Below are 18,292 nucleotides of genomic sequence, written 5' to 3' on the forward strand. Positions count from 1 at the left end.
TTATCCGAAAAATACATCGCCGGCGGCGATGCGGTGGACCACGCCTGCACCCATGTCGAGCATCAGCCGGCCGTCTTCGTCTATGCCTTCGAACCGTCCGGAAAGCGAGCGGTCCGGCAGGTTGACCGTGATTTTCTGGCCTATGCCACCCGCCGCCGCCCGCCATTGGGCAATAATTTCGGCGATACCCTGCCCGCGGTTCCAAATGCTCAATACCTCGCCCATGCTGCGAAACAGGTGGGCAAACAATTCTTCCGGCGACACCGCCGCCCCTTCCGCCTGCAGGCATGTGACGGGATAGAGCCCGTGGTCGGGTGCCCGCGCGACATTGATGCCGCAGCCAATGACCAGTGCGTGCCTGCCGTCTGGCAATCCCTCGCCTTCGAGCAGGATACCGCAGCACTTCTTGCCGGCAATCAGGATGTCGTTCGGCCATTTGATCGATACCGGGTTGGATCCCGGCGGCATGACCGCCTGGATCGCCCGATGCACGGCGACCGCCACCGCCAGCGGCAGCGAATGAAGCCTGTCCATCGGCGCCGGGTCGATCAAAAGCAGCGAGGCGTAGAGATTGCCAGGCTCCGAAGCCCAGGCCCGGCCGCGCCGCCCCCGTCCCTCCAGCTGCCGTGTCGCGGTGATCCAGTGAAGTCCCGGATCACCGGCGCGGGCACGGATCAGGCATTCGGTGTTCGTCGACCCGACATCGCCAAGCGCGGTATGCCGGAAATCATCGAGCGCTAACCTGCCGATCCGGTCCTCGTCGGTCAAAAGAAGGTCCGCGCTGCAACTTCGGCCGCCGTACCGATCGGTCCGCCGATCAGTACATAGGCAGCCACGAACAGACCGGAGAGACCGTAGACGAGACGCAGAACGCCCGATGGACGCGCGAATTCGCCCTTGGCTTCATCGAACCACATCAGCTTGATGACCCGCAGGTAGTAATAGGCACCCACGACCGAGGCCAGAACGCCGATGATCGCCAGTGCGTAAAGCTGCGCCTCGATTGCCGCCATGAACACGAAATACTTGGCGAAGAAGCCTGCCAGCGGCGGAATGCCGGCCAGCGAGAACATCATAACCGTCAAGACCGTCGCCATCAGCGGATTGGTCTGCGACAGGCCGGCAAGGTCGTCGACGTTTTCGACGTGATTGCCGTCCTTGCGCTTCATCGCCAGAATGCAGGCGAAGGTGCCAAGCGTCATGACCATATAGACCAGCATGTAGATCAGCACGCCGCGCACACCGGCCATCGAACCGCTGGCAAGGCCGACGAGGGCATAGCCCATGTGACCGATCGACGAGTAGGCCATCAGTCGCTTGATGTTCCTCTGGCCGATCGCCGCAAATGCTCCGAGCAGCATAGACGCGATCGAGATGAAGACGACGATCTGGCGCCAGTCGGCAACGATCGGCTCGAATGGCGTGATGACCAGACGGATAAGCATCGCCATCGCCGCGATCTTCGGCGCGGCGGCGAAGAATGCCGTGACCGGCGTCGGCGCACCCTCATAGACGTCCGGCGTCCACATGTGGAACGGAACGGCCGAAATCTTGAAGGCGACGCCAGCAAGAATGAAGACAAGCCCGAACACCAGGCCGAGCGAACGACCTTCGGCCGACAGAGCCGACGCGATGGCTTCGAAGCCGGTATGGCCGGTGAAGCCGTAAACCAGCGACATGCCGTAGAGCAGCATGCCCGACGACAGGGCGCCAAGAACGAAATATTTGAGGCCGGCTTCCGTCGAACGGAGGTTGTCGCGGTGCATCGCAGCGACGACGTAAAGCGCCAGCGACTGCAGTTCGAGCGCGAGATAGACGGAGATGAGGTCGTTGGCCGAAATCATCAGCAGCATGCCGAGCGTTGCCAGCACGACCAGCACCGGAAACTCGAAGCGGTCGATGCCCGCCGAGCGCGCCTCGCCCGCCGACATGATCAGCGTGACCATGGAGCCGGCCAACGTCAGCACCTTCATGAACCGGGCGAACGGATCGGAGAGGAACACGCCGCCATAGGCCTCACCGTCGCCGGTCTGCCAGATCAGCCAGGCCACCGAAACGGCAAGCAGGCCAACGGCAAGGCCGGTGATCAGTCCGGACGATTTTTCGCCCGTGAACACACCGATCATCAACAGGACCATGGCGCCGACCGCAAGGATCAGCTCCGGCGTCGACAGGTGCAGGCTAACAAGGAATGTTTCAGCAGTCATTTCAATCCCGTCCTGTCGTCATTTTCGCCGAAAGCGCAACGTCTTGCGCGGCCTGCACGGCGGCAGTGTAGTTGTTCACGAGGAGATCCACCGAGGCAGCCGTCGCATCGAACACCGGCGCCGGGTAGACGCCGAAGAAGATGGTCAGCACCACCAGCGGATAGAGAATAGCTTTCTCGCGGCCCGACAGGTCGAGCAGCGACTTCAGGCTGTCCTTCTCGAGTGCACCGAAGATCACCCGGCGATAGAGCCAGAGCGCGTAGCAGGCCGACAGAATGACGCCGGTCGTTGCAAAGAAGGCAACCCAGGTGTTTGCCCGGAAGGCACCGAGCAGCGTGGTGATTTCGCCGACGAAGCCGGAGGTGCCGGGAAGACCGACATTGGCCATGGTAAAGACCATGAAGGCGACCGCATATTTCGGCATGTTGTTGACGAGGCCGCCATAGGCGCTGATCTCGCGGGTGTGGGTACGGTCATAGACGACGCCGACGCAAAGGAAGAGCGCGCCGGAGACGATGCCGTGGGACAGCATCTGGAAGATCGCACCCTGTACGCCCTGTGTATTGGCCGCGAAAATTCCCATCGTCACATAACCCATGTGGGCGACCGACGAATAGGCGATCAGCTTCTTGATGTCGGACTGCATCATCGCCACCAGCGAGGTGTAGATGATGGCGACGATCGACAGCGAGAAGACCATCGGCGCAAAATATTCCGACGCCAGCGGGAACATCGGCAGCGAGAAGCGCAGGAAGCCGTAGCCGCCGAGCTTCAGGAGGATACCCGCCAGGATCACCGAACCGGCGGTCGGCGCCTGGACGTGCGCATCGGGAAGCCAGGTATGGACCGGCCACATCGGCATCTTCACCGCGAAGGAGGCGAAGAAGGCGAGCCATAGCCAGGTCTGCATCTGGCGCGGGAAGTTATAGGCAAGCAGTTCGGCAATGTCCGTCGTGCCGGCCTGCCAGTACATCGCCATGATGGCGAGCAGCATCAGCACCGAGCCGAGCAGCGTATAGAGGAAGAACTTGTAGGACGCGTAGACGCGATCCTTGCCGCCCCAGACGCCGATGATGATGAACATCGGGATGAGGCCGGCTTCGAAGAAGACGTAGAAGAGCACGATATCGAGCGAGACGAAGACGCCGACCATGAACACTTCCAGAAGGAGGAAGGCGATCATGTACTGCTTCAGGCGCTTCTCGATGGTCACCCAGCTCGCCAGCACACAGAAGGGCATCAGGAACGCCGACAGGACGACGAACAGTACGGAAATGCCGTCCACGCCGAGATGATAGGAGATGCCGGTGCCGAGCCAGGCATGCTTTTCGATCATCTGGAAGCCGGGATTGGAATAGTCGAAGTCCCACCAGACCCACAGCGACACAAGGAATGTGACGATCGTCGTGAAAAGCGAGACATTCAGGATGTTGCGGCGCCCGGCCGCGCTGTCTTCACGCATCAGAAGCAGAACAACAACGCCGGCCAGTGGCAGGAAGGTGACCGCGGAAAGAATGGGCCAATCGGTCATCAGAAGGAGCTCCCGAGCATCATCCAGGTAACGAGCGCCGCAATGCCGATCAGCATCACGAAGGCATAGTGATAGAGGTAACCGGTCTGCAGGCGAACGACGCGGTCGGTGACGTCCATGACGCGCGCGGCAATGCCGTTCGGGCCAAAGCCGTCGATGACCCTGCCGTCACCTTCCTTCCACAGGAAGGTGCCGAGGCGCTTGGCCGGACGGACGAACAGGAAGTCGTAAATCTCGTCGAAGTACCACTTGTTGAGCAGGAACTGGTAGAGAACGCGGTGCTGATTGGCCAGATACTTCGGCGTTTCAGGCGAGCGGATGTACATGTACCAAGCGGTGACAAGCCCGAGCGCCATGGCGCAGAAGGGGCTCCACTTCACCCAGAGCGGAACATGATGGTATTCCTCGAGCAGTTCGTTCTCCGGCAGCGTGAACAACGCCCCCTGCCAGAAGTGGGTGTAGTCGTGACCGAAGAAGTATTCGTGGGCCAGAACGCCGGCGAGGAGCGCGCCGATCGCAAGAATAATAAGCGGCACGAGCATGACCCGCGGTGATTCATGGACATGGTGCATGACTTCGTGGGAGGCACGCGGCTCGCCATGGAAGGTCATGAATGTCAGACGCCAGGAATAGAAGCTGGTGAACAGCGCAGCGACGACGAGCAGCGTGAAAGCCAGACCGGAGAGCACGTTGTGCGAGGCGAAGGTCGATTCGATGATCGCATCCTTCGAGAAGAAGCCCGCCGTACCGATAACCGTTCCGGGAATGCCGACGCCTGTCAACGCGATCGTGCCGACGAACATCAGCCAGTAGGTCCAGGGAATGTGCTTCCTGAGCCCGCCCATGAACCGCATGTCCTGTTCGCCATCGACGGCATGAATGACCGAGCCGGCGCCAAGGAACAGCAGCGCCTTGAAGAAGGCGTGCGTGAACAGGTGGAAGATCGCCGCGCCATAGGCACCGACGCCGAGCGCCACGAACATGTAGCCGAGCTGCGAGCAGGTGGAATAGGCGATGACGCGTTTGATGTCGTTCTGGACGAGACCGACGGTCGCCGCGAAGAAGGCGGTGATCGCACCGATCAGCACGACGACGGTGCGGGCATCCTCGGTCAGCTCGAACAACGGCGACATGCGAGCGAGGAGGAAGACGCCGGCGGTGACCATGGTCGCGGCATGGATGAGCGCCGAAACGGGTGTCGGGCCTTCCATGGCGTCCGGCAGCCAGGTGTGCAGCAGGAACTGCGCCGACTTGCCCATCGCGCCCATGAACAGCAGCAGGCAGATGGCGGTAACGGCATGGGCCTTGTCGAGATGCATGCCGAACAGGTTGATGACGGCTTCGCCGCCCTCGGCTGCACCCTCGGCCGGCAGATAGCTTGCGGCCGTCGCGAAGATCGTTTCGAAGCTGATCGAGCCGAACAGCACGAAGACGCCGAAGATGCCGAGTGCAAAGCCGAAGTCACCGACGCGGTTGACGATGAAGGCCTTGATCGCCGCAGCGTTGGCCGACGGCTTCTTGTACCAGAAGCCGATCAGCAGATAGGAAGCGAGACCAACACCCTCCCAGCCGAAGAACATCTGCAGCAAGTTGTCGGACGTGATCAGCATCAGCATCGCGAAGGTGAACAGCGACAGATAGGCAAAGAAACGCGGCCGGTTCGGATCGTGGTGCATGTAGCCGATCGAGTAGATATGAACCAGGCACGATACTGTGTTGACGACGACGAACATCACCGCCGTCAGCGTATCGACGCGGAAGGCCCACTCGGCATCGAAGCTGCCGGACTGGATCCAGCGCATCACCGTGACCCTGATCATCTCCGTCTCGCCGAGCGCGACGTTGAAGAAGACGAACCACGACAGCACGGCGACAATGACCATGAAGCCGCTGGTGACATGTTCCGACGCCTTGGCACCGATCGAGGTGCCGAAGAGGCCCGCGATCAGGAAGCCGATCAGCGGCAGGAAGACGATGGCTTGAATAATCGCATTCATGGCCCGCTCAACCCTTCATCATGTTGACGTCTTCGACGGCGATCGAGCCGCGGTTGCGGTAGAAGACGACGAGAATTGCAAGACCGATGGCGGCTTCCGCGGCCGCGACGGTCAGAATGAACAAGGCGAACACCTGGCCGGTGATATCGCCCAGGAACGACGAGAAGGCGACCATGTTGATGTTCACCGCCAGCAGGATGAGTTCCACCGACATCAGGATGATGATGACGTTCTTCCGGTTGAGGAAGATGCCGAAGACGCCGAGCGTAAACAGGATGGCGCTGACGGTCAGATAGTGGGAAATACCGATTTCCATGATGATTGTTCCTTGACCCGCGTCCGTCTTAAAGGCCCTGACCCGACTTGACCTTGACCACTTCGACAGCAGTCTTCGGCGAGCGGGCAACCTGTGTGGGAATGTCCTGGCGCTTGATGTTCTCGCGATGGCGCAGCGTCAGCACGATCGCGCCGATCATTGCCACCAGCAGAACGAGGCCGGCGATCTGGAAGAAGTAGACATAGTGCGTATAGAGCACGTCCCCGAGCGCTGCCGTGTTGGTCCGCTCCGTGATCGCCGGGATCGGCATCGAAATCGACTTGGCGATTTCCGGCGAGAGCGTGCTGCCGCCGACCACGATGATCAGTTCAGCCGCGAGCACGAGGCCGATCAGCGCGCCGACCGGCGCATAGTCGAGCACCCCTGCCCTCAGTTCGGTGAAATCGATGTCGAGCATCATCACCACGAAGAGGAAAAGAACCGCAACCGCGCCGATATAGACGACCAGCAGGATCATCGCGAGGAACTCGGCTCCGGTCAGCAGGAACAGGCCGGCTGCGTTGAAGAACGTCAGGATCAGGAACAGCACGGAATAAACCGGGTTTCGTGCGGAAATGACCATGAATGCCGACGCAACGGCGACGAATGAAAAAAGATAGAAAAAAAGAGCCTGCAGACCCATGATCGGTGCCTTTTTCGTCTTCCCCGGGCAGGCATGACCGACAGGCCACCCTTCCCACTGGCGGACCGGGTTTCCCGGCCACGCCCAAAATCTCGTTGACGCCTGCCCGGCAAGGCAGGCGCAGTCCCATCGAAAGGTCTCAGCGGTAAGGCGAGTCCATTGCGATGTTGCGGGCAATTTCCCGCTCCCAACGGTCGCCGTTGGCGAGCAGGCGCTCCTTGTCGTAGTAGAGCTCTTCGCGCGTCTCGGTGGCGAACTCGAAGTTCGGGCCTTCCACGATCGCGTCCACCGGACAGGCTTCCTGGCAGAAACCGCAATAGATGCACTTCACCATATCGATGTCGTAGCGGACGGTGCGGCGCGTCCCGTCGTTGCGGCGCGGGCCGGCTTCGATGGTGATCGCCTGGGCAGGACAGATCGCCTCGCACAGCTTGCAGGCGATGCACCGCTCTTCGCCGTTAGGATAGCGGCGCAACGCATGCTCGCCGCGGAAGCGCGGGCTGACGGGGCCTTTTTCGAACGGGTAGTTCAGCGTCGACTTCGGTGCGAAGAAATAGCGCATCGACAGGAAGAACGCGCCGACGAATTCCTTGAGGAACAGCGAACTGACGGCTTGCGACAGACTTGCCATCATCAACCTCCAAACAAGCCGGCCTGGGAGGCGCCGGCGAATATTGCGAAACGGGAAACGGACATCAGGCCCACACCACCAGTTTCAGCACGACTGCAACAATGAAGACCATGGCGAGCGACAGCGGAAGGAAGACCTTCCAGCCGAGCCGCATCAACTGGTCGTAGCGGTAGCGCGGCACGAAGGCCTTCACCATGGCGAACATGAAGAACACCATCGAGGCCTTCAGGACGAACCAGATGATGCCGGGAACCCAATTGAGGAACCAGACGTCGACCGGAGGCAGCCAACCGCCGAGGAACAGGATCGTCGTCAGCGCGCACATCAGGCAGATGGCGGCGTATTCGCCGAGCATGAACATCATGTACGGGGTCGAGCCGTATTCGACCATGAAGCCGGCGACCAGTTCCGATTCCGCCTCGACGAGATCGAAGGGCGGACGGTTGGTTTCAGCCAGCGCCGAGATGAAGAAGACGATGAACATCGGGAACAGCGGCAGCCAGTACCAATCGAGGAACGAACCGGGCAGCCCGATCATCGTGCCGAGGCCGTCACGCTGTGAATCGACGATATCCGTCAGGTTCAGCGAGCCGGCGCACAGCAGGACGGTGACGATGACGAAGCCGATCGAGACTTCGTAGGAAACCATCTGCGCTGCCGAGCGCAACGCGCTGAGGAACGGATATTTCGAGTTCGATGCCCAGCCGCCGATGATGACGCCATAGACTTCAAGCGAAGAAATGGCGAATACATAAAGGATGCCGACATTGATGTTTGCCATCACCCAGTTTGCATTGAGCGGAATGACGGCCCAGGCGGCCAGCGCCAAGGTGACGGAAACCAGCGGCGCCAGCAGGAACAGCACCTTGTTCGAGCCGGCGGGGATCACCGGTTCCTTGAAGACGAACTTCAAGAGATCGGCGAAGGACTGGAAAAGTCCCCAGGGGCCCACCACATTCGGTCCACGGCGCATCTGCACCGCGGCCCAGATCTTGCGGTCAGCGAGCAGAATATAGGCGATGAAGATCAGGAGAGCGACCAGAAGCAGCAGCGACTGGGCGATCATGAGGGCCGTTGGCCACACATAGGTCGAAATGAAAGCGTCCATTTTCGTCTTATTCCCTCGCGCTCATTCCGCCGCAGCTTTGAAGTTGTTGCGTGCCAAAGCCGAACATTCCGCCATGACGGCGGATGCGCGTGCTATCGGGTTCGTCAAATAGAAGTCTTTGACCGGAGACGCAAATACCGATTTGGCCATCTCACCGGCTTTTTGTGCCAGTGCGGCAATTTCACCGCTGGCGGCAGGTGCAATCGTATCGATCTCGGCGAAATGCGGATGGGCCGCATAGAGCTTTGCACGCAACTCGCTCAGCGAATCGAACGGCAGGCGCTTGCCGAGCACGTCCGACAGGGCGCGGATGATCGCCCAGTCCTCGCGCGCATCGCCCGGCGCGAAACCGGCGCGGTTGCCCATCTGGACCCGGCCTTCGGTGTTGACCCAGGTGCCGGACTTTTCCGTATAGGTCGCAGCCGGCAGGATGACGTCGGCACCATGTGCCCCTTCGTCACCATGCGAACCGATATAGACTGTGAAGCCGGCGGTCTTCGTCGAGAAATCCATCTCGTCGGCGCCGAGCAGGAAGAGCACGTCCGTGCCCGTCAGCATTTCGACGGCAGTCTTGCCCCCCTCACCCGGCACGAAACCGAGATCGAGGCCACCGACGCGGGCGGCGGCCGTATGCAGGACGGCAAAACCGTTCCAGTCGGCGGTGACGGCGCCAACGGCGCCAGCGAGCTTGGCCGCGGCTGCAAGAACCGATGCGCCGTTGCCACCCGAAATCGCACCCTGACCGATGATGATCATCGGGCGCTGCGCCTTCTTCAAGACGCTCAGGAACTTGCCCTTGCCGGCGACCAGTTCGGCCAGCGTGTCGGTGCCGGCGCCCAGATATTCATAGGAATAGCGCAGTTCGCCCTGCTCGCCGATGACGCCGATCGGGAAATTGGCCATGCGGAAGCGCTTGCGGATGCGAGCGTTGAGCACGGAAGCTTCGAAACGCGGATTCGAGCCGATGATCAGCAGCGCGTCGGCACTTTCGATGCCCTGGATCGTCGGGTTGAAGAGGTAGCTCGAACGGCCGAACGACGGATCGAGCGCTGCGCCATCCTGGCGGCAATCGATGTTCTTCGAGCCGAGCGAAGAGATCAGTTCCTTGAGCGCATACATTTCCTCGACCGAGGCCAGATCGCCGGCGATCGCGCCGATCTTGTCGCCGCTCGCCCTGGCTACTGCCGACTTGATCGCGGCAAAGGCCTCGTTCCAGCTGGCCGGCTGCAGACGGCCGTCCTTCTTCACATAGGGGCGGTCGAGCCGCTGGGTCTTCAGGCCATCCCAGATGAAGCGGGTCTTGTCGGAAATCCACTCTTCGTTGATCTCCTCGTTGACGCGCGGCATGACGCGCATCACTTCGCGGCCGCGGGTATCGACGCGGATCGCCGAGCCGACCGCATCCATGACGTCGATCGATTCGGTCTTGCCGAGTTCCCACGGACGGGCATTGAAGGCATAGGGCTTCGAGGTCAGCGCGCCGACCGGGCAGAGGTCAACGACGTTGCCCTGCAGCTCGGAGGTCATCGCCTGTTCGAGATAGGTGGTGATCTCGGCATCCTCGCCGCGGCCGATCAGGCCCAGTTCGGCGATGCCGGCAACTTCGGTGGTGAAGCGGACGCAACGCGTGCAGTGGATGCAGCGATTCATCACGGTCTTGACCAGCGGGCCGATATATTTGTCTTCGACGGCGCGCTTGTTCTCGTTGTAGCGGGTCGAATCGACGCCGAAGGCCATGGCCTGGTCCTGCAGGTCGCATTCGCCGCCCTGGTCGCAGATCGGGCAGTCGAGCGGATGGTTGATCAGCAGGAATTCCATCACGCCTTCGCGCGCCTTCTTGACCATTGGCGTGGTCGTGAAGACTTCTGGCGCCTCGCCGTTGGGGCCGGGACGCAGGTCGCGCACACCCATGGCGCACGACGCTGCCGGTTTCGGCGGCCCGCCCTTCACTTCGATCAGACACATGCGGCAGTTTCCGGCGACCGACAGCCGCTCATGGAAACAGAAGCGCGGAACCTCGGCGCCGGCTTCCTCGCACGCCTGCAGCAGCGTGAAATGATCCGGGACCTCGATCTCTTTTCCGTCGACTTTCAGCTTTGCCATCTTCGCACTCAATCCTGTCGTTCATTCGCCAGCCAAAGCGGCGAACAGATATTATAAAGGCACTCTACAGCGCCGCGCGTCATTTATGACGCGCAAAGGTCGCTGTAGCACTTTAAATTTGCTGCATAATTTCTCCCTAAATCGATGCCGATTTAAGGAATTATGCAGCAGCCTCTTGAACGGAAACCACTACCGGCCGCCGCCCCAAACTCAATCTCAACCCTTCATCAGGGTCTTTGCCTGCTCGACCCAGGCATCCCGCACGATGCGGCCGCCGAAGCCGAGCTGCGCGTCGAAACGCTTCACGTCCTTATCGCTCCACGCCGCGATATCCGCATAACGCCGCACGCCCATGCCGTTCAGCACCTGCTCCAACTTCGGACCGATGCCCGAAATCCGCTTCAGGTCGTCGGCCTGCGTTTCGACGATGCGAGCCGCAGCCTTCTGCTCGTGGGGCTTGTCTGCCTTGACCGGTGCAGCCTTGGCCGATTCTGCCTTCACCGGTTTCGACTTGACCGGAGCCTTGGCTGGCGTCTCGGTTTTCGTCGGCGGTGCGGCATCCGCCACGTCGGCAACGGGTTCGGCGGCTTCCGCCGCAACCGTCTCGTCCGTCGCGCTGGCGGTTTTCTGCGCCGTCCTGGTCATGCTCTCCATCGCGCCGAACATCAAGCCGGCAAAGTGACTGGTCATGCCGAGACCGATCGCCGTTGCCGCCGCCATCGCCGCCGCCGGATTCTGCATCAGCGGGTGCAACGGCGCCTTCGACATATCCTTCAGCCACGCAGCCATGCCGTACGGATCGCTACCGGCCGGGGAATCCGCCGTAGGACCGGCAGTTCCTGCCCAACTTCCCTTGCTTGCTTCCTGTTCCGGCCTGGTCATATCGCTTACTCCGCTGCTTGCAGCACCGCCCCATGCGATGTCGAATTACGGGTGTATTCGTCGATCCGCTTTTCCATCTCCGGACGGAAATTGCGGATCAGACCCTGAATCGGCCATGCAGCCGCGTCGCCGAGCGCGCAGATCGTGTGACCTTCGACCTGCTTCGTCACGTCGAACAGCATGTCGATTTCGCGTTTCTGGGCGCGGCCCCGAACCATGCGCTCCATGACGCGCATCATCCAGCCGGTGCCTTCGCGGCACGGCGTGCACTGGCCGCAGCTTTCGTGCTTGTAGAAGGCGGCCAGCCGCCAGATTGCCTTGATGATGTCGGTTGAGCGATCCATGACGATGACGGCGGCAGTGCCGAAGGAAGACTTCACATCGCGCATGCCGTCGAAATCCATCGGCGCGTCGATGATGTCTTCGGCCTTGACCACCGGACAGGACGAGCCACCCGGAATGACTGCCAGAAGATTGTCCCAGCCCCCGCGGATGCCGCCGCAATGGCGCTCGATCATCTCGCGGAACGGCACACCCATCGCATCCTCGAAGGTGCACGGCCTATTGACGTGGCCAGAAACCATGAACAGCTTCGTGCCGACATTGTTCGGACGGCCGATCGACGAAAACCAGCCGGCGCCGCGGCGCAGGATCGTCGGCGCAACGGCGATGGATTCGACGTTGTTGACCGTCGTCGGGCAGCCATAGAGGCCCATATTGGCCGGGAATGGCGGCTTCAGGCGCGGCTGGCCCTTCTTGCCTTCGAGGCTTTCGAGCAGCGCCGTTTCCTCGCCACAGATGTACGCGCCGGCGCCGTGATGGACGTAGATGTCCATGTCCCAGCCGTGCTTGTTGTTGATGCCGAGAAGGCCTGCATCATAGCATTCGTCGATCGCCGCCTGCAGCGCCTCGCGTTCGCGGATATATTCGCCGCGAACATAGATGTAGGCGGTGTGCGCGCCCATGGCGAAGCTCGCGATCAGGCAGCCCTCGATCAGCGTATGCGGATCGTGGCGCATGATGTCACGGTCCTTGCACGTGCCGGGCTCGGACTCGTCGGCATTGACGACCAGGTAGTGCGGACGGCCGTCGCTTTCCTTCGGCATGAAGGACCATTTGAGACCGGTCGGGAAGCCTGCGCCGCCGCGGCCGCGAAGACCCGAGGCCTTCATCTCGTTGATGATCCAGTCACGGCCCTTCTCGAGAATCTGCTTGGTGCCATCCCAATGGCCACGGCTCATGGCGCCCTTCAGCGACCTGTCGTGAAGGCCGTAGAGGTTGGTAAAAATGCGATCTTTATCGGCGAGCATGTCTAAACCTCTTTACCGCGGCTTCTTGCCGAAAACTTTGATGTATTCGGCTTCGCCGCCCTTGGCCAGCGCCTTGGCCTGCTTGACCCAGTCGTCGCGTTCGATGCGGCCCTTGAAATTCAGATAGCCGTCCACCCATTCGCGCTCGGCCTTTTTCCAGCCGGCGACCTGCGCATAGGTGAAGATTCCGAGTTCCTGCAGGGTACCTTCGATCTTCGGGCCGACGCCGGAAATCAGCTTCAGGTCATCCGGCGTCGCCGGCCTCTGGATGCCAGCAGGGCGGTTCTTGTCCTCAAGCGACGGCTTTGCCGCGGCTGCCGCCGGCTTGGCGGCGACGCCGCCTTCCGCCTTCGTGTCACCGGCAATCTTGTCGTTCGCCGCCGACTCCGCCTTTGCCGTTGCCGGCGTCTTCAGCGTCGGATCGGTTTCCGGGGCATCGGTCTTCGGACGCGCCGCATAGGAAGGAGGCACGCTTACGGCCGCCTCGCCGCCTGCCTTTTTGGCGCGGGGTACAGCCGGCTTCTTTTCAGGAGCGAGCAGCGTCGTCGGGCCACCGACCGGCGCGGAGTAGATGCGGTCGATCTGCGGGCCGGGCTTGACGTCGGAGCCCTTGCCTGCGTCGAAACGGTCGATGATATATTCCAGTTGCGGAACCGTCAGGTCTTCATAGGTGTCCTTGAATATCATCACCATCGGCGCGTTGACGCAGGTGCCCTGACACTCCACCTCTTCCCACGACAGCGTGCCCGCTTCATTCGGCGTCAGCGGCTCGGGATGAATGCGCTTCTTGCAGAGATTGATCAGGTCCTCGGAGCCGCGCAGCATGCAGGGCGTCGTGCCGCAGACCTGGACATGGGCGCGCGTGCCGACCGGCTTCAGCTGGAACTGGGTGTAGAAGGTCGCGACTTCGAGCACGCGGATATACGGCATGCCGAGCATGTCGGCGACGCTTTCGATTGCCGCCCGGGTAACCCAGCCATCCTGTTCCTGCGCCCGCATCAACAGCGGAATGACCGCGGATTGCTCGCGGCCCTTCGGGTATTTCTTGATCGTGGCCTTGGCCCATGCCGCATTGTCCTTGCTGAAGGCAAAGCTCGCTGGCTGGACATTTTCCTCGGCTAGTCGACGAACGGACATTCTTCCCGCACCTTATCAGTTAATCGAACCGCACCGCGATTTCGTCAGGGAGACGAACTCGCAGGCATAGGCTGACTGGTCTTTCTGCATAAATACAATGTAGCGCGTGCCGTTCGGCACGGCGGCCCTGATTTCATAGCCCTGGCTGAGGAGCTTGCCGATGCCGCTGCCCGACGCATTGCCCAAGGCCGGATCGCCGGCGTCTGCGGCAGTTTCCTGCGCAAACGCCGGCGCCGCCGCAAGCATCGATCCGCAAAGCATCAGGGTGCTCAGACGCATCAACGGTCTACCTCGCCGAATACGATGTCGAGCGAGCCCAGAATGGCCGATACGTCGGCCAACTGGTGGCCACGACAGATGTAATCCATCGCCTGCAGATGCGCGTAACCCGGGGCACGGATCTTGCAACGATAGGGCTTGTTTGTGCCGTCGGAGACGAGATAGACGCCGAATTCGCCCTTCGGCGCTTCGACGGCCGCGTAAACCTCGCCCTCGGGCACGTGGTAGCCTTCGGTATAGAGCTTGAAATGGTGAATCAGCGCTTCCATCGAGCGCTTCATCTCGCCACGCTTTGGCGGCACGATCTTGCCGTCGAGCGAGGAAACCGGGCCGATCTTGGCATCGCCGAGCAGGCGATTGACGCACTGGCGCATGATCTTGGCCGCTTCGCGCATCTCTATCATGCGGATCAGGTACCGGTCGTAGCAGTCGCCGTTCTTGCCGATCGGGATGTCGAAATCCATGTCGGCATAGCATTCGTAGGGCTGCGCCTTGCGCAGGTCCCAGGCGGCACCCGAACCGCGCACCATGACGCCGGAGAAGCCCCAGGCCCAGGCGTCGTCGAGGCTGACGACGCCGATATCGACGTTGCGCTGCTTGAAGATGCGGTTGCCCGTCAGCAGTTCGTCGATATCATCCACGGTCTTCAGGAACGGATCGATCCACTTGCCGATGTCTTCCACCAACTCGTGCGGCAGGTCCTGGTGAACGCCGCCCGGGCGGAAATAGGCCGAGTGCATGCGCGCGCCACAGGCCCGCTCGTAGAAAACCATCAGCTTTTCGCGCTCTTCGAAGCCCCAGAGCGGCGGCGTCAGTGCCCCGACGTCCATGGCCTGCGTGGTGACGTTCAAGAGGTGCGACAGGATGCGGCCGATTTCCGAATAGAGAACGCGGATCAGCTGGCCGCGGATCGGCACTTCCGTTCCCGTCAGCTTCTCGACCGCCAATGCATAGGCATGTTCCTGGTTCATCGGCGCGACATAGTCGAGCCGGTCGAAATAGGGCACCGCCTGCAGGTAGGTCTTGGTCTCTATCAGCTTTTCGGTGCCGCGGTGCAGCAGGCCGATATGCGGATCGACGCGCTCGACGATTTCGCCGTCGAGCTCAAGCACAAGACGCAGCACGCCATGCGCCGCCGGATGCTGCGGTCCGAAATTGATATTGAAATTACGGACGTTATGTTCGTTCATTTGCTACGCGCTCCGCGCTGGCGGTGATTGGTGACCAGTGAGTCTCACGGTAGGAATTGATTTTCCCGATCGTCACCGAAGACCCTTGTAGTCACTACCAACTATTCACTATTCACTGCTTCGCCTTCTCGTCACCGGGCAGAACGTAGTCCGTTCCCTCCCAGGGCGACATGAAGTCGAAGTTGCGGAATTCCTGCTTCAGTTCGACCGGCTCGTAGACGACCCGCTTGGCTTCGTCGTCATAGCGCACTTCAACGAAACCGGTCGTCGGAAAGTCCTTGCGCAGCGGATAGCCTTCGAAACCGTAATCGGTCAGGATGCGGCGCAGGTCCGGATGGCCGGTGAAGAGGATGCCGTACATGTCGTAGGCTTCCCGCTCGAACCAGTCGGCGCCCGGATAGACGGCGCAGGCCGACGGCACCGGCTGGTCTTCGCCGGTTGCGACCTTGATGCGGATGCGCAGGTTCTGCTTCGGCGACAGGAGATGATAGACGACATCGAAACGGTCGGGGCGCTGCGGCCAGTCCACACCGCAGATATCGGTAAAATTGACGAAACCGCAGCGGGCGTCGTCACGCAGGAAGGTCAACAGCGCAATCAGATTGTCTGCGGTCGCCGTCAGCGTCAACTCACCGAAGGAAACGGTGGCGTCGGAAATCAGCGCGCCGCGGGTTTCGCGGATGTAGGTCGCCAGTGCGTTCAGGGCTTCACTCATGATCAGGTCCCCTGCCCTTACCGTTCGATCGTGCCTGTGCGGCGGATCTTCTTCTGCAGCAGAAGCACCCCGTAGAGGAGCGCCTCTGCCGTCGGAGGACAGCCTGGCACGTAGATATCGACCGGCACGACGCGGTCACAGCCGCGCACCACCGAATAGGAATAGTGATAGTAGCCGCCGCCATTGGCGCAGGATCCCATCGAGATGACGTAGCGCGGCTCGGGCATCTGGTCATAGACCTTGCGCAGAGCCGGCGCCATCTTGTTGGTGAGCGTGCCGGCGACGATCATCACGTCGGACTGGCGCGGCGAGGCGCGCGGCGCAAAACCGAAGCGCTCGGCATCGTAACGCGGCATCGACATCTGCATCATTTCGACGGCGCAACAGGCCAGCCCGAAGGTCATCCACATCAGCGAGCCGGTGCGCGCCCAATTGATCAGCTCGTCCGTCGAGGTGACCAGAAAACCCTTGTCGGCGAGCTCGTTGTTGATCTCGCCGAAGAATTTGTCATTGCTGCCGATCGGCTTGCCGGTCGAGGGATCGACGATCCCCTTCGCTCTTGGCGCAACGAGCGTGGTGCTGGAGGTCAGTTCCATTCCAGCGCTCCCTTCTTCCATTCATAGATAAAGCCGATGGTGAGCACACCGAGGAAGACCATCATCGACCAGAAACCAAACCAGCCCATCTCCTTGAACGAGACAGCCCAGGGGAACAGGAACGCCACTTCGAGATCGAAGATGATGAAGAGAATCGACACGAGATAGAATCGGATGTCGAACTTCATGCGGGCGTCATCGAATGCGTTGAAGCCGCATTCATAGGCCGACAGCTTTTCATCGTCGGGCGCCTTGTAGGCGACGGCGAACGGCGCAATCAGCAGCGCCAGCCCGATAACCAGCGAGATACCGATGAAGATGGCGATCGGAATATAGGAGCCGAGAAGGTCTGTCATTGTATCCGTCCCTGCCTGCGAGGCGCGCTGGAGAAAGCGCAAAAAACAAAGCTCGCAGGCCGAAAAATATGTTGCAACGCCACCGTCGTTAGCGCAGCCAGCGTCGCTGTGCAAGCCTTCAGAACGGTTTTCATCCCCTTCCGCGGACGGAATGAAGACCGGGCAAAAGCCGGCATCCGCGCAAGTCGCGCACGAATCCCGGGAAACCCGTGCGCAGTCTGGCGCCACGCTTGGCAACAGCCTCGCCGTGCAGCCTTAGGGACATATGGTCGCGCGCCCTAAAATCGATTGAAATCTCTCGTTGAATATCACGAATTTGCCCTGCGCCTGCAGCCTGCAAGATATCGCAACACCGCATAGCCACCATCCGGGATTAGCATGGGTCGAGACCTTGTGACGACGCTGTGATCGTGGTGGGGCTTACGCAAACCCGGCCGAACAAATGGCCGCAAAGGCGGCCAATTCTTATCGGTGATTTCTTGATTTAAAAAGAGAAATGGCGCGAGTGACGGGGCTCGAACCCGCGACCTCCGGCGTGACAGGCCGGCACTCTAACCGACTGAGCTACACCCGCGCACTATGGACGCAAACCCCGGATTGGCGCAGAAGCGCTTCCTTGAAATGGCGCGAGTGACGGGGCTCGAACCCGCGACCTCCGGCGTGACAGGCCGGCACTCTAACCGACTGAGCTACACCCGCACTTCATTTCAAGCAATCCGGATGCTTTCGCATCCGCTCGAACCGGACTGGCCGCTTCGATGAGCGGCTAACTACGGGGTTCGCCTTTTAGTGTCAAGCACGTTTGGAGACAAAACGATGACAGTCGGCGAATTGTTTCCACAGGGACGAGGAAGCGCAATGGTAAAGGCATCACAGACGGGGAGTTCCCCCTCTCCACCATGCCGGCCCGAGCGGAGCGCGCCTTTCGCGCGTCGCAGGCCGACCGGTTTTCCAAAACGCATTCATCGCCTTGTTGCCCTGCTTATTCGCGGTCGCCTGTAAAAAAATCAAAAAATCTTCGCAAACGCTCTTGCGGTTTTTCGCCGATACGCATAGATCACGGCCACCGACGCGGCGGACATTGATCCTGCTTCGCGAGGGCGATTAGCTCAGTTGGTAGAGCGCCTCGTTTACACCGAGGATGTCGGGAGTTCGAGTCTCTCATCGCCCACCATATCCTCCCCCACATATTTGTCCCCTGTATGCCGCACCTGCGTTCGTCAGGACGGAAGATGCCTGCGCAATCAACGCATTCGGTCGAGGCAACGCTTGCCTAAAGGGTTTGGGCAAG

The 18,292-nt window shown here is 60.9% G+C and carries 17 protein-coding genes and 3 tRNA genes; 1 reads left to right on the forward strand and 19 read right to left on the reverse strand.

Annotated features, from left to right (window positions below):
- From A3AY_RS0112250 to A3AY_RS0112340, 19 genes are all read right to left on the reverse strand, one after another.
- Positions 1-768: a biotin--[acetyl-CoA-carboxylase] ligase gene (locus A3AY_RS0112250; RefSeq protein WP_018325959.1), complete on the reverse strand. Its 768-nt coding sequence runs from the start codon at positions 766-768 to the stop codon at positions 1-3.
- The gene (gene nuoN, locus A3AY_RS0112255; RefSeq protein WP_018325960.1) at positions 765-2,207 is read right to left on the reverse strand and encodes an NADH-quinone oxidoreductase subunit NuoN; all 1,443 of its coding nucleotides are present in this window, start codon (positions 2,205-2,207) and stop codon (positions 765-767) included. Before nuoN ends, A3AY_RS0112250 begins: the two co-directional genes overlap by 4 nt.
- 1 nt (position 2,208) lies before the next feature.
- Positions 2,209-3,738 (reverse strand): NADH-quinone oxidoreductase subunit M, encoded by a 1,530-nt coding sequence (locus A3AY_RS0112260; protein WP_018325961.1) that lies wholly within the window; start codon positions 3,736-3,738, stop codon positions 2,209-2,211.
- A complete protein-coding gene (nuoL, locus tag A3AY_RS0112265) occupies positions 3,738-5,735 on the reverse strand; it encodes an NADH-quinone oxidoreductase subunit L (RefSeq protein WP_018325962.1) in 1,998 nt (665 codons plus the stop codon). Before nuoL ends, A3AY_RS0112260 begins: the two co-directional genes overlap by 1 nt.
- Positions 5,736-5,742: 7 nt before the next feature.
- The gene (gene nuoK / locus A3AY_RS0112270) at positions 5,743-6,051 is read right to left on the reverse strand and encodes an NADH-quinone oxidoreductase subunit NuoK (protein ID WP_018325963.1); all 309 of its coding nucleotides are present in this window, start codon (positions 6,049-6,051) and stop codon (positions 5,743-5,745) included.
- A 28-nt stretch (positions 6,052-6,079) separates the two neighbouring features.
- The gene (locus A3AY_RS0112275) at positions 6,080-6,694 is read right to left on the reverse strand and encodes an NADH-quinone oxidoreductase subunit J (RefSeq protein ID WP_018325964.1); all 615 of its coding nucleotides are present in this window, start codon (positions 6,692-6,694) and stop codon (positions 6,080-6,082) included.
- A 139-nt stretch (positions 6,695-6,833) separates the two neighbouring features.
- A complete protein-coding gene (gene nuoI / locus A3AY_RS0112280) occupies positions 6,834-7,325 on the reverse strand; it encodes an NADH-quinone oxidoreductase subunit NuoI (protein WP_018325965.1) in 492 nt (163 codons plus the stop codon).
- A gap of 64 nt (positions 7,326-7,389) precedes the next feature.
- Positions 7,390-8,433, reverse strand: coding sequence for an NADH-quinone oxidoreductase subunit NuoH (nuoH, locus tag A3AY_RS0112285; RefSeq protein ID WP_018325966.1), 1,044 nt, complete (start codon positions 8,431-8,433; stop codon positions 7,390-7,392).
- 21 nt (positions 8,434-8,454) lie between these two features.
- On the reverse strand, positions 8,455-10,536 hold the full coding sequence (gene nuoG, locus A3AY_RS0112290; RefSeq protein ID WP_018325967.1) for an NADH-quinone oxidoreductase subunit NuoG: 2,082 nt from the start codon (positions 10,534-10,536) through the stop codon (positions 8,455-8,457).
- A gap of 216 nt (positions 10,537-10,752) precedes the next feature.
- Positions 10,753-11,418, reverse strand: coding sequence for a hypothetical protein (locus A3AY_RS0112295; protein WP_018325968.1), 666 nt, complete (start codon positions 11,416-11,418; stop codon positions 10,753-10,755).
- Between the two features lie 5 nt (positions 11,419-11,423).
- On the reverse strand, positions 11,424-12,728 hold the full coding sequence (gene nuoF, locus A3AY_RS0112300; protein ID WP_018325969.1) for an NADH-quinone oxidoreductase subunit NuoF: 1,305 nt from the start codon (positions 12,726-12,728) through the stop codon (positions 11,424-11,426).
- A gap of 12 nt (positions 12,729-12,740) precedes the next feature.
- Complete coding sequence (locus A3AY_RS0112305) at positions 12,741-13,865, reverse strand: NADH-quinone oxidoreductase subunit E (RefSeq protein ID WP_018325970.1); 1,125 nt, start codon at positions 13,863-13,865, stop codon at positions 12,741-12,743.
- A 15-nt stretch (positions 13,866-13,880) separates the two neighbouring features.
- Positions 13,881-14,144: a hypothetical protein gene (locus A3AY_RS0112310; protein WP_018325971.1), complete on the reverse strand. Its 264-nt coding sequence runs from the start codon at positions 14,142-14,144 to the stop codon at positions 13,881-13,883.
- Positions 14,144-15,334: an NADH-quinone oxidoreductase subunit D gene (locus A3AY_RS0112315; RefSeq protein WP_018325972.1), complete on the reverse strand. Its 1,191-nt coding sequence runs from the start codon at positions 15,332-15,334 to the stop codon at positions 14,144-14,146. Before A3AY_RS0112315 ends, A3AY_RS0112310 begins: the two co-directional genes overlap by 1 nt.
- Positions 15,335-15,446: 112 nt before the next feature.
- Complete coding sequence (locus tag A3AY_RS0112320) at positions 15,447-16,049, reverse strand: NADH-quinone oxidoreductase subunit C (RefSeq protein ID WP_018325973.1); 603 nt, start codon at positions 16,047-16,049, stop codon at positions 15,447-15,449.
- Between the two features lie 17 nt (positions 16,050-16,066).
- The gene (locus tag A3AY_RS0112325) at positions 16,067-16,645 is read right to left on the reverse strand and encodes a NuoB/complex I 20 kDa subunit family protein (RefSeq protein WP_018325974.1); all 579 of its coding nucleotides are present in this window, start codon (positions 16,643-16,645) and stop codon (positions 16,067-16,069) included.
- Positions 16,636-17,001 carry an NADH-quinone oxidoreductase subunit A gene (locus tag A3AY_RS0112330; RefSeq protein WP_026203374.1) on the reverse strand — a complete coding sequence of 122 codons (366 nt, stop codon included), beginning with the start codon at positions 16,999-17,001 and terminating at the stop codon, positions 16,636-16,638. Before A3AY_RS0112330 ends, A3AY_RS0112325 begins: the two co-directional genes overlap by 10 nt.
- A 497-nt stretch (positions 17,002-17,498) precedes the next feature.
- A tRNA-Asp gene (locus tag A3AY_RS0112335) sits at positions 17,499-17,575 on the reverse strand.
- 48 nt (positions 17,576-17,623) lie between these two features.
- Positions 17,624-17,700, reverse strand: a tRNA-Asp gene (locus A3AY_RS0112340).
- 399 nt (positions 17,701-18,099) lie between these two features.
- On the opposite strand from A3AY_RS0112340, the gene A3AY_RS0112345 reads away from it, so the two are divergent.
- Positions 18,100-18,175, forward strand: a tRNA-Val gene (locus A3AY_RS0112345).
- The last annotated feature ends 117 nt before the right edge of the window (positions 18,176-18,292 follow it).

The organism is Rhizobium giardinii bv. giardinii H152 (assembly GCF_000379605.1).
Lineage (GTDB): Bacteria > Pseudomonadota > Alphaproteobacteria > Rhizobiales > Rhizobiaceae > Pararhizobium > Pararhizobium giardinii.